13 protein-coding genes are annotated in these 11,360 nt (G+C 66.4%); 1 reads left to right on the top strand and 12 read right to left on the bottom strand.

The window, feature by feature from the left end; translation table 11 throughout:
• Nucleotides 1-6: 6 nt before the first annotated feature.
• The 9 genes from ETR14_RS03280 to ETR14_RS03240 form a co-directional block, all read right to left on the bottom strand.
• Nucleotides 7-408 carry a hypothetical protein gene (locus tag ETR14_RS03280; RefSeq protein WP_129383348.1) on the bottom strand — a complete coding sequence of 134 codons (402 nt, stop codon included), beginning with the start codon at nucleotides 406-408 and terminating at the stop codon, nucleotides 7-9.
• Nucleotides 409-475: 67 nt separating this feature from the next.
• Nucleotides 476-961 carry a hypothetical protein gene (locus ETR14_RS03275; protein ID WP_129383347.1) on the bottom strand — a complete coding sequence of 162 codons (486 nt, stop codon included), beginning with the start codon at nucleotides 959-961 and terminating at the stop codon, nucleotides 476-478.
• 1 nt (nucleotide 962) lies between these two features.
• A complete protein-coding gene (locus ETR14_RS03270) occupies nucleotides 963-1,538 on the bottom strand; it encodes a demethoxyubiquinone hydroxylase family protein (RefSeq protein ID WP_129383346.1) in 576 nt (191 codons plus the stop codon).
• The gene (locus tag ETR14_RS03265; RefSeq protein ID WP_206185955.1) at nucleotides 1,535-2,023 is read right to left on the bottom strand and encodes a disulfide bond formation protein B; all 489 of its coding nucleotides are present in this window, start codon (nucleotides 2,021-2,023) and stop codon (nucleotides 1,535-1,537) included. The genes ETR14_RS03270 and ETR14_RS03265 overlap by 4 nt, the downstream gene beginning before the upstream one ends.
• Before the next feature lie 25 nt (nucleotides 2,024-2,048).
• Nucleotides 2,049-3,398 carry a S41 family peptidase gene (locus ETR14_RS03260; protein WP_129383344.1) on the bottom strand — a complete coding sequence of 450 codons (1,350 nt, stop codon included), beginning with the start codon at nucleotides 3,396-3,398 and terminating at the stop codon, nucleotides 2,049-2,051.
• Between the two features lie 191 nt (nucleotides 3,399-3,589).
• Nucleotides 3,590-4,759, bottom strand: coding sequence for a murein hydrolase activator EnvC (locus tag ETR14_RS03255; RefSeq protein ID WP_129383343.1), 1,170 nt, complete (start codon nucleotides 4,757-4,759; stop codon nucleotides 3,590-3,592).
• Nucleotides 4,760-4,763: 4 nt separating this feature from the next.
• Nucleotides 4,764-5,186, bottom strand: a complete 423-nt coding sequence (locus tag ETR14_RS03250; RefSeq protein WP_129383342.1) for a 23S rRNA (pseudouridine(1915)-N(3))-methyltransferase RlmH — start codon at nucleotides 5,184-5,186, stop codon at nucleotides 4,764-4,766.
• Nucleotides 5,187-5,281: 95 nt separating this feature from the next.
• Nucleotides 5,282-5,677 (bottom strand): ribosome silencing factor, encoded by a 396-nt coding sequence (gene rsfS, locus ETR14_RS03245; RefSeq protein ID WP_129383341.1) that lies wholly within the window; start codon nucleotides 5,675-5,677, stop codon nucleotides 5,282-5,284.
• 9 nt (nucleotides 5,678-5,686) lie between these two features.
• The gene (locus ETR14_RS03240; protein ID WP_129383340.1) at nucleotides 5,687-6,328 is read right to left on the bottom strand and encodes a nicotinate-nucleotide adenylyltransferase; all 642 of its coding nucleotides are present in this window, start codon (nucleotides 6,326-6,328) and stop codon (nucleotides 5,687-5,689) included.
• Nucleotides 6,329-6,504: 176 nt separating this feature from the next.
• Between ETR14_RS03240 and ETR14_RS03235 the strand changes: the two genes are divergently transcribed.
• A complete protein-coding gene (locus tag ETR14_RS03235; protein ID WP_129383339.1) occupies nucleotides 6,505-7,674 on the top strand; it encodes a DUF3667 domain-containing protein in 1,170 nt (389 codons plus the stop codon).
• Between the two features lie 30 nt (nucleotides 7,675-7,704).
• On the opposite strand, the gene ETR14_RS03230 is transcribed toward ETR14_RS03235, so the two are convergent.
• The 3 genes from ETR14_RS03230 to ETR14_RS03220 form a co-directional block, all read right to left on the bottom strand.
• Nucleotides 7,705-8,073, bottom strand: a complete 369-nt coding sequence (locus tag ETR14_RS03230; RefSeq protein ID WP_206185954.1) for a hypothetical protein — start codon at nucleotides 8,071-8,073, stop codon at nucleotides 7,705-7,707.
• Between the two features lie 116 nt (nucleotides 8,074-8,189).
• Complete coding sequence (gene ftsH / locus ETR14_RS03225; RefSeq protein WP_129383338.1) at nucleotides 8,190-10,163, bottom strand: ATP-dependent zinc metalloprotease FtsH; 1,974 nt, start codon at nucleotides 10,161-10,163, stop codon at nucleotides 8,190-8,192.
• A gap of 184 nt (nucleotides 10,164-10,347) precedes the next feature.
• On the bottom strand, nucleotides 10,348-11,265 hold the full coding sequence (locus tag ETR14_RS03220; protein WP_129383337.1) for a YdiY family protein: 918 nt from the start codon (nucleotides 11,263-11,265) through the stop codon (nucleotides 10,348-10,350).
• Between the last annotated feature and the right edge of the window lie 95 nt (nucleotides 11,266-11,360).

Raw genomic sequence — 11,360 nt, 5'->3', positions numbered from 1 at the left:
CGCAGGTTAGCGCGGCTGTGCGGTTCCGGCCTGACGCTCTGCGCGCGCGCTGTTGATCAGCTGCATCTGACAGCCGCTCGCCCCGCCGGGGCCGACCGTCGAGCAGCTTTGAATGCCGGTGCGCCCAAGGAATTCCAGGCTCTCGGCCTGGGCAGCCCAGCTCGTGCTGGCCGGATCGTCGGCGGTGGCGTCGTCGCGGAACTGTTCCGGTATGCGATAACGCTCGCCGCTCGGGCGGCGCGCGCAGATCACCACTTCGCCGTCGCTGCCGCGCGGACAGCGCTCGTTGCCGTAGACGACCACGCGGCGGATCCGCTCCGCCGTCGAAGGTGCGGTTTGCGCCGTCGCCGGCGCGGCGGAAAGCAAGGTGGAGCCGGCGATGACCAATGTCGCAAGGGCGGCTTTCATGATGGCCTCCTGTTCAAGTCTTGCGAACAGAAGGCTCGGTCCGGTGCTTTGTTCCGGCGTGCCGGCCCTACTTGGGCGGGTTCTGTTCCGCTTCCACAGCCGCCGCTTCGGCGTCGATCCGCCCAAGCCGTTCCTGGCGAGCCTCCTCGATCAGCCGGTTCCAATTGACCTCGTCCCGGCCGGCACGCTCGGCCCGGGCCTGGCGGACGATGTCGTTGAAGCAGCCGATCATGCCGCCGGGACCGACCGTCGAGCAGCTGCCGATGCCGGAGCGGCCGACATATTGCAGTTCGGTCGCCTTGCTCGCCCAGGCCTGATTGGCGGGATCGTTGGGATCGCCGCGCAGCGCCTCGGGAATGCGATAGCGCTCGCTTTCGGGCTTGCGGGCGCAGACGTTGATCTGCTCCTCCGAGCTCTGCGGGCAGGGATCGTCGCCATAGACGATGAGCTGATTGATGCGCTCGCTTCCCGCTGCGGGCGGGGCGGCTTGCGTCTGCGCGGCGGCAGGCGCCGCAAGGGCGGTGAGGGCGGCGGCGGCAAGGAGAAGCTTCATGTCAGATCCTTTTCGAAAGCGCGATCGCGACGCGGCAGCCGGCGCGGATCAGAGTGGAGAGGACCGGGTAGCCGAACGTGTCTTCGGCACCGGCGGCAAGCGCGGTGTCGCGATGCTCGAGCTCTTCGGCCTGGAACGTGCGGATGGTTGCGGACAGATCCGGCTCGTCGACGCCCAGGCTGCGCACCTGGTCCTCATAATGTTTGTCGATCTCCGTTTCGACGGCAGCGGTGCACGCCATCGCGGCGCTCGGGCCCAGAAAAGCGGTGACGGCGCCGAGCGCGTGGCCCGCGACGTTCCAGAACGGCTGGATCAGGGTCGGCCGGACGCCCCGCTCGATCATCATGTCGTCGAACGTGCGCAGATGGTGCCGCTCCTGGCTCTCCATGCGCGCAATCGCGCGGGCAGCGGGATGGGGGCCGAGCACGGCGAGCTGGCCGGCATAGATTCGAGTTGCGCCATATTCTCCGGCCTGATCGACCCGGATCATCGAGTCGATGTCGGGCCGCTTGTCACCCGGCCGCCATTTCGGCCGCAACGCGATCGTGACGTCGGCGCTTGTCTGCGTGTCGCTCATGCGCTCCTCCGAGCCCTGGTGAAGCTCAGCCACAATATCACTAAGCCGAACCCGATCGACAGGATCGCGTTCCACCCCGCCATCGAGATGCCGAGGAATTCGAACTGCACCTGATCGCAGCGGATCAGCGGCGCCTCCAGGATGCTCTTCAGCATGTCGGCGGGAGACCCGCCGCCGCCGGACGACGTGCACTGGGTGAAGCCCTCGAACACGCCCGCCTCCACCCCGGCATGATAGGCGCCGATGCCGCCGCTGGTCAGGATGGCGAGGGCGGCGAGCCCAACGAGAGCCCTCCCGCCATCGGGCAAGCGCCCGCCGGCCCAGGCGAGCACCGCCAGGGCCAGGGCGGCGAAATGGGCGTAACGCTGCCACCAGCACATCTCGCAGGGGTATAGCCCGCCCCAGATCTCCGAGCCGTAGGCGCCGGCGAGCAGCGCAGCGGGAACCAGGACGGCAAGCAGCTTCGCCCGAACGAGATTCGTCACCGGCCCTTGCCCTCGGCGGCTCCGATCAACGCGTGCCGCCCTTCGGCGCCGCTCCCGCGGCGGATGCCGTGGCGGTGCGCGGCCCCGCAAGACGCGCGATCGTCTGCACCGCATAATGGAGCTGGAAGTCGTCGATGCCCTTCTTCTTCAGCTCCTCCGGCGTTGCGCTGAAGCGCGGATCCGGCTTGCCGTCATCCTGGACGACGCTTTCATCGACCTTCACTTCGTTGATCAGGTGGCGCCGCAGATCCGCCTCGCGCAGGCGCGGACGGGACTTGTAGTCGGGATCGGAGAGCTGCGGCACTTCGATGTCCGGAACGATGCCGCCCTCCTGCACCGATCGCCCCGATGGGGTGTAATAGCGCGCCGTCGTCAGCCGAAGCGCGGTGTCCTTGCTGAGCGGAAGCAGGGTCTGCACCGAGCCCTTGCCGAAGCTGCGCTCGCCCATCACGATCGCGCGATGATGGTCCTGAAGCGCCGCCGCAACGATCTCGGCCGCGGACGCGCTGCCGGAATCGACCAGCACCACGATCGGCCGGCCGCGTGTGGCATCGCCCGGCTCCGCATAATAACGCTCGATGTCGTTCTTCTGGCGCCCACGCTGCGAAACCACTTCGCCGCGCTCCAGGAACACGTCGGACAATCCGACCGCCTGATCGAGCAGGCCGCCCGGATTGGATCGAAGATCGACGATGTAACCCGTCGGCGGCCCGCCGAGCGACTTGTCGATCGCTGCGATCGCCGCGAGCGTCTCCGTCGTGGTCGTGCGGCTGAACGTGTTGACGTTGATGATCCCGACCCGGTCCTTCACTTCCCATTTGACCGCGGGAAGCTCGATCTTGGCGCGGGTGAGGGTGACGTCGAACGGCTTGTCTCGGCCGGGGCGCAGGATGGTGATCTTGATCGTGGTGCCCGGCGCTCCGCGCATCTGGTCAACCGCTTCGTCCAGCGCGCCGCCATAGATCAGCTTGCCGTTCAGATGGGTGATATAGTCGCCCGCCTTCAGACCGGCCTTGAAGCCCGGCGAATCCTCGATCGGGGCAACGATCTTGACGACGCCGTCCTCCAGCGTGACGTTGAGGCCGAGGCCGCCATACTCGCCCTCGGTGGTCGTCATCAGCGACTGGTAGCCCTTTTGATCCAGGTAGGAGCTGTGCGGATCGAGGCTGGCGAGCATCCCGTCGATCGCGCCGCGCAGCAGCGTCTTGTCGTCGACCTTCTCGACATAATCGGCCCGAACGCGGTTGAAGACGCTCATGAACTCGTCGAATTCGCGCATGCTGTCCGCCTCGGCCGAGGCGAAGGCCGCGGTCGCGGCGGGGATGATGGCGATGGCGCTGACGAGGCCGAAGGCGCGGAAGAGATTGCTGGCCATGATGAATCCTGCTGATGACCCCGGACCGATCAGGTGGCAGCGCCGTCGCGCGTCCGCCGAAACCAGGAATCAGGGCAATTCCGATTGGTCGCTGCTTTACCGGTTTTTGTAGCGCCGGAAAAGCAACGGCACGTGAACGAACAGCGCCTTCATCCCTCCGCACGCCTGCACGCGCGGAAGCGCTCCCCGTCTCACGAGATGGTGATCAGCTGAGCGATCGGGAAGGGGGCACCATTGCGGCGGAGTTCGATTCCGATCTGCGGGTCGCGATTGCTTGCGCGGCCGATCCCGGAACCAGCGCCGATCGTGTCGCCGCGCCGCACCGCCACCGAGGCGAGATTGGTGAGAGTGGTAGTCCAGCCTCCCCCATGGTCGAGGATCACGATCGATCCATAGCCGCGAAAGGGTCCGGCATAGGCGACCCGTCCGCGAGCGGGGGCTATGACTTCGGCCGAGGCTGCGGTGGCGATCGTCAGCCCGCGGGCGTGAACGCCGGCGTCCGATATCTCGCCCAGGCCGGTGACCACGCGGCCCTGCACGGGCAGGATGTAGGCCGGCGCCGCGGGCGTCGGCGCGCGCGGGCTGCCGATCGGGCGGAGAATCGGGCCGGGCAGCTGGGCGAGCCGCTGGCGAAGCTCGGCCTGGAACTGGCGGGTTCCTGCCAAGGCCGCGAGATCGCGCGCCTCCTCGCCAAAGGCGAGGGCACGATCGGATTCGGTCAGCGCCGAGGCCCGCAGGCTCTCCGAGCGTGCGCGCTCGCTCTGCTCGAGACGGGCCAGCGCGATCCGGCGCCGCTTCAGATCCTCGCGGCTGGCAGCCAGGGCCGCGACGGCGGTGTTCGCCTGCCGCCGGAGCGCATTGCCGCGCTCCACCTCGGTCCGAAGCTCCGCGGTGCGCCGGCGAATGACGGGCAGGGTGGAGGCGAGCAGCGAGCGCACCCGGATGAGATCGTTGACCGATCCCGGCTGGACCAGCGCCAGTGCCGAGGGCCGCCGGGCCATCGTCTGGAGCGCGGCGGTGAGGCGGATCAGCGGCGCCTGCTTTTCGGCAAGCCGTGCGCGCTGTGCCCGGCGCAAGGCTTCGATCAGCCGGATACGGGTTTCGCCGGCCGTGATGTCGGCTTCCGCGGCCTCGATCCGGGCCGCAAGCGCCGCGGCCTCGGCGCGCGCCTTGGCGGCTTCTCCGGTCGCGCGCGCCGCCTGCCGCTCGAGCAGCTCCGAGCGACGCCGCGCCTGCTCCGCTTCCGCCTTGGCTGCGGCGAGACTGCCGGTACCGGCCGTGCCGCCGGTCTGCGCTGCTGCCCAGCCGCCGCCGGCAAGCGCGGCGGCGATCAGCAACGAGGAGAGAAAGCGCCGGCGCATCGCGTCATCCTTCGCGGTGATAAGGATGATTGGCAAGGATTGCGGTGGCGCGAAACAATTGTTCGGCGAGCATGGCGCGCGCCAGGAGGTGCGGCCAGGTCGCCTTGCCGAATGCAAAGAGCAGGTCCGCCCCGGCGCGCTCGGCATCCCCGAAGCCGTCGGCGCCGCCGATCAGGAAGCGGGCCTCGCGCTTGCCGTTGTCGCGCCATTGTTCGAGGCGCTTGGCGAAGGCCAGCGAGCCGAGCTGCTCGCCTTTCTCGTCGAGAAGGATGGTGACCATGTGATCGGCAGCCGGGGGCAGCTTGCCGCCCGTCTCCGGCAGCTCGGTCAGCTTGGTCGGCCAGGCGATCCGCTTCAGATAGCGATCGACCAGCGCGCCCTCGGGGCTGCGGCCGATCTTTCCGCGGGCGACGATGTGAAGCAGCATCCGACCGGCCTAGCGGCGATCACCTTTGGGTGAAAGCCGCGCATGCCGCATGCTGATCGTCACGGCAGCTGCAGACGGGCGCTCGTCAGCCGTGGTCAGCGGGCCGCGTTAGCCGCCGGGGCGGTTTCTTCGAACGCCCACATGCGCTCGAGATTGTAGAAGCTGCGTACCTCGGGGCGGAACAGATGGACGATCACGTCATCGGCATCGATCAGAACCCAGTCGGCCACAGGCAGACCTTCGACGCGGACGGTTCGGCCGAGATCTTCCTTGATCCGCTGCTGGAGCTTCTGCGCCATCGAGGCGACTTGACGGGTCGAGCGGCCGGACGCGATCACCATGTGATCGGCGATGCTCGATTTCCCGCCCAAGGGGATGGTGACGACGTCCTGCGCCTGGTCGTCGTCAAGGGATCGAAGCACGAGATCGTGCAGGGCTTCGACCGGTTCAGTTGCTCCGCCGCGAGGGGGAGCCGTGTCGGATTCGGGCAATGTGCCTCCTTAACGGATCGGCCTGCGAGTCACGCCGTCGCGCAGGGCCATGGGTTTCAACGAATATAGGGACGATAGGTGCCAGTGTGGAGTAGCGGCGCGAATGCCGGTGGCGGAAGTCGGATCGAGCGGCAGTTGCAGAAGCACGAGTGCCGGCGGTCTCCAGCCTGTCCAGTCCCTGGCTTCGGTTGCGGGCCGGACGGAGCGACGCAACCAGCCCATGGCGCGAGCCGCCCGGGCAGGTCCATCATAGCCCGGACGCGCGACGACGGCAATCGGCACGAGCCGGGCGATTTCGCGCCAATGCTTCCAGCGGTGGAACTGGACGAGATTATCCGCTCCCATCAGCCAGATGAACCGGCGCTTCGGATAGCGCCGGGTCAGCGCCAGCAACGTATCGTAGGTATAAGGCGTGCCGAGCTCGCGCTCGATCGCGGTGGTGCGGATCGGCAGCCCACGCGAGGCGCGAAGCGCCGATGCGTAGCGCACCGGCAGCGGTGCCATGCCGCTGCGGTCCTTTAGTGGATTGCCGGGCGAGACCAACCACCAGACTTCGTCGAGCCCGAGCGCCTTGACCGCGTTCATGCTGATCCGCCGATGGCCGCGGTGCGCAGGATTGAAGGAGCCGCCGAGCAGGCCTGTCTTGATCACCTGCGAGCCGATAGCATGCCGATGCGGGCGAGGTGAACCACCGTCGCAAGATCCTGGGTTCCGCTGCCGGCGTTGCCCGGCTGCAACGCAGCAATGTCGTCCGCAGACAAGGGCACGCAAAGCCTCTCGACGAAGCATGTACCTGCCGCCATCATCGTCCGCACAGGGGGAAAGACATGGACAGCGCGGTAGAGGGCGTAGGCGAGATGGTGACCGGGCTGGCGGCCGCGCGAACGGTCGAGCCCTGCGCCGGCGAGCCGCACGGACATGGCGAATTCTGTCTGAATTGCAGGACGCCGCTGGTCGGCAACTTCTGCTACGAATGCGGGCAGAGCGGACATGTCCACCGATCGATGGCGGCTTTCGGCCACGATCTGCTGCACGGCGTCTTTCACTTCGAAGGCAAGATCTTCCGGACGTTGCCGATGCTCGCCTGGCGGCCCGGCGAACTCACCCGCCGCTATATCGACGGAGAGCGGGCAAAGTTCGTCTCGCCGATTGCGCTCTTCCTGTTCTCGGTCTTCCTGATGTTCGCCGCCATAAGCTGGCTCGGCGGACCATTCTCGACCGGCGGCGTCGCGGAAACCTCCGCAGAGGCGCGTGCCGAAGCTGCGGCCGATCAGCGTCGGGACAGGGCACAGGCTCTGGCCAAGCTCAAGGATCTCGAGCGGGAACTGAACGCCGCCCGCAAAGCCGGTACCCCGACCGCCGAGATCGAGGAGCAGATATCCGGTCAGCGAATGGCAATGAAGCTAAAGCAGGACGCGTTCGAGCTTCAGACCCGTCTCGCCAATCAGGAGGAGAAGAGAGACGCTGCTGCAGCGGCGCCGGAGGAGAGTGCCCGCAGGGAGGCAGAACCGGTTGCCTCTGTGAACGATGCCCTGGATGAGGATCCCACCGGCATTCCGTGGCTCAACCATGCGATCGAAAAGTGGCAGAAGAATCCGTCGCTCCTGCTCTACAAGCTTCAGTCCAACGCGTACAAATTCTCCTGGGCGCTGATCCCGATCTCGGTGCCGTTCGTCTGGCTGCTCTTTCTGCACAAGCGGCGCTACCGACGGGCCTTCCATGCCTATGACCACGTCGTGTTCGTGACATATTCCATTGCGTTCATGAGCCTGGGCTTCATCCTGCTCACGCTGATCCGCCCTCTTGCTGTCGGGCAGTCGATCGCCGGCATCGCAATGGTGTTCGTGCCGCCGCTCCACATGTATCGGCAATTGCGGGGCGCCTATTCACTCAGCGGGTTCAGCGCGCTGTGGCGCACCATCATGCTGCTCATCTTCTCGTTCGTCGCCGGAACGATCTTCTTCTCGCTGCTGCTGGTGCTCGGCGTGCTCGGCTGAAGGCGCGCCCTCCCGCCGCGCACGATCCCATCAGCTGCAGGGATATTTGCGGGCGAACACGGTCCTGAGGCCGTCCTTCAGCTCCGTCCGGGGGCGTTGCGCCGGCGGAATTGTGCGCAGCAGAGCAACCAGTTCCTGAGGAGACATTCCCCCTTTGGCCGGGGGGCAGTAAGCGGGTTTGCGGCCGGCCTTCTGCGCGGCGAGACGCTCCGACCGCAGCTGCTTGCCGGCGACTTCGACCTCGCCCTTGAGCAGCTTCAGGTCGCTCGAGAACAGGGCCATCATTCCCTTCTTCTCGAGCGCATCCGCCTTGAGCAGGAAATCGGCGACATTCATCGCACTGGCCGCGCTAACCGGCAGTGCAGCGAGCAGGCCCGCCGCGATCAACTTGGTCTTCATGTCCCCTCCACCGACGGCGTTCGTGAACCGAACGCAAGAACGGCCGGAGAGGTCTGCTCTCCGGCCGTTCTCAATCATGCAGTGAAAAGTGTTGAAAGCGAGGCGCTTTCGGTGGCTCAGGCGCCTTGCGGTGCAGGATCCCCGAACGGTCCCCGCGGCTTGCGCGTGCTCGGGATCGACGAGCCGGCGGTCGGGAGGCTCGGCCGGCGCGAAGACGAATCCTCGCGGCCGATATCCTCACCGCGGATCGCCCGCTTCGATTCCTCGCCCGACAGGGTCTCGAACTCGAGCAGGGCGCCGGCCAGACGGTGAAGCTCGTCGATATTGTCGGTGAGAACCGTCCGCGCGGTCGCTTCCGCTTCCTCGATCAGCCGGCGAACCTCGCTGTCGATCAGGCGGGCCGTTTCTTCCGACACGCTCTGACTGCGCGCGACGCTATGCCCCAGAAACACCTCTTCCTGGTTGTCACGGTAGCGCAGCCAGCCGAGCTTTTCCGACATGCCATATTCCATCACCATCGATCGGGCCATGTCGGTGGCCTGCTGGATGTCGTTGGAGGCACCGGTGTTGAGCTCGTCGGCGCCGTAGATGAGCTGCTCGGCGATGCGGCCGCCGAAGCAGAGCGCGAGGCGTGCCTTCATCTGCTTCATCGACATCGAGTAGCGGTCGCGCTCCGGCAGGTTCCAGGTGACGCCCAGCGCGCGGCCGCGCGGGATGATGGTGACCTTGTGGAGCGGGTCGCAGCCGGGGACATGGAGCGAGACCAGGGCGTGACCGGCCTCATGATAGGCGGTCGCCTTCTTCTCGTCCTCGGTCATGACCATGGACTTCCGCTCGGCGCCCATCATCACCTTGTCCTTGGCTTCCTCGAACTCCTTCATCGCGACCAGGCGCTTGCCCTTGCGCGCCGCGGTCAGCGCCGCCTCGTTGACGAGGTTGGCGAGATCGGCGCCCGAGAAACCGGGTGTGCCGCGGGCGATCGTGCGCGGATCGACATCGGGTGCCAGCGGCACCTTCTTCATGTGAACCGCGAGGATCTTCTCGCGGCCCTCGATGTCCGGCCGCGGCACGACGACCTGGCGGTCGAAACGGCCCGGGCGGAGCAAAGCGGGATCGAGCACGTCCGGACGGTTGGTCGCGGCGATGATGATGATGCCTTCATTCGCCTCGAAGCCGTCCATCTCGACGAGCAGCTGGTTCAACGTCTGCTCGCGCTCGTCATTGCCGTTGCCGAGGCCGGCGCCGCGATGGCGGCCGACCGCGTCGATCTCGTCGATGAAGACGATGCAGGGCGCGTTCTTCTTCGCCTGCTCGAACATGTCGCGTACGCGGCTGGCGCCGACGCCGACGAACATCTCGACGAAGTCGGACCCGGAGATAGTGAAGAAAGGCACGTTGGCTTCGCCGGCGATGGCACGGGCGAGGAGGGTCTTGCCGGTGCCCGGAGGGCCGACGAGAAGGGCGCCCTTCGGGATCTTGCCGCCGAGACGGGCGAACTTGGTCGGATCCTTGAGGAAATCGACGATCTCCTGAAGCTCCTCGCGCGCTTCGTCGATGCCCGCGACGTCGTCGAAGGTCACACGTCCGTGCTTCTCGGTCAGCAATTTCGCCTTCGAGCGGCCGAAGCCCATCGCGCCGGATCCGGCATTCTTCTGCATCTGCCGCATGATGAAGAAGGCGACGCCGAGGATCAGCAGGAACGGCATCGCCTGATAGAGCAGGATCAGCCAGATGCTGGTCTGCGGCTCAGGCTCGCCCTGGAAGGCGACGCCCTTTTCGCGCAGACGGGCCGTCAGCTGGGGATCGGGCACCGCGTTGGCGCGGAAGGTCTCGCCATTGGTCAGCTTGCCCGAGATCACGTCCTTGCTGATCGCGACCTCCTTGACGGAGCCCTCGTCGACCCGGTTCAGGAATTCGGAATAGGCCATGCCGTTCGGGCCGGCGCCGCGGCTGCCGCCGTCGACGATCTGCACGAACAGGATCAGGGCGAGGAGAATACCGGCCCAGATGAAGAGGCTCTTCATCCAGGGATTGCCGCCGCCATTTTGCGGGTCCTTGTCCGGGCTGCGGTTGTCACGATTGTCGGGCATGAATACTCCCATCGAAGCGATGTCGCCGGTGTCCCTCCAACAGGTCCGCCGCCGGCCACCGCACTCGGCATTAAGCACGTTGTTCCCTAAATAGGAATTCGGCGCCCATACGCAATGTAGACGCGGCCGGTGAACGGAGGATTACGCCGAGCGGCTTTCGCCTCCTCCTCCGACGCGCGGAACCTCAGAAGCTGTAGACCAAGGTGGCCCGGCTCAACGTATCGATATTGCTCCCGCCGGTGCCGACCCGATCCTCGTAGCGGACGTCGTAGGAGAAGCGGGCCTTCAGCGGCCCGAGCAGTTTCGCGTCGAGCGAGGTCAGCGCATTGGCGCTGCTCTGACCCTGCTCCAGATAGAAGGCGCTGGTCTGCTTGAGTTCCAGGGTCGGCGCGATCGCCCAGCGAAAGTTGACCGAGGCGCGGGCGGCGAGACTGGTCTCTGAGGGCAGGTCGACGGGCGCAACATGACGCAGCGCCGGGCCGCCTTCGAATTCAAGCTTGGCTCTGGGGCCGGTCAGGATCGTGTAGCCGAGCCCTCCGCCGAGCGTGTAGCGGCTGTCATAACCCTGATTTTCATCGGATTCGAACTGCGCGAGCCCATAGGAATACAGGCGCGGCCCGAATTTGTAATTGGGCTGCCACGAAGCGATGAAGCGCTCGGTGTTGACGACGTTGCGCCCGTCCTGGACCTCGGCGCGGGCGTCGATCTTGTGGCGCCAGCGCAGGCCTTCCTTGTTGAAGCCGAGCGAGCCGTAGAAGCCGACATAGCTGGTCTGGCCGGTCGATCGGGACGCGCCGATCTCGACCTGGCCTTTCCAATTGTCGAAGAAGCCGGCTTCGGCGAGTTCCTCCTCGCGCTCCTTCTTGCGTGCCGCTTCGGCCGCGGCCACCTGCACGCGCCAGACCTTGAGCATGTCGTCGATCTGCGCGCCGGCCAAAGGGTGGGTTTCGCGGGCGAGGCGGATCACGGTCTCGATCGTCTTCGCGTCGCCGCTTGCAATCGCCGCCTCGATGATCGCGCGGACGCCGTCCGGGAGCGGCGGAGGAAGATCGGCCGGCGCCTGGGCGAGAACCAGCAGCGGAGCAAACACGGGGACGGGCATTTGGAAGCGCTAATGCGAATCAGTGGCCCGATGCAACCACCCCGTTGCCGGGATTTCGGATCCGCGTAGAAAAGCCGTCAATCCCCGTATTGTCC

The sequence above is a fragment of the Sphingosinicella sp. BN140058 genome, assembly GCF_004135585.1.
In the GTDB taxonomy this organism is placed as follows: domain Bacteria; phylum Pseudomonadota; class Alphaproteobacteria; order Sphingomonadales; family Sphingomonadaceae; genus Allosphingosinicella.
The sequence above is the reverse complement of the archived record's forward strand: the minus strand, read 5'-3'. Positions and strand labels throughout refer to the sequence as shown.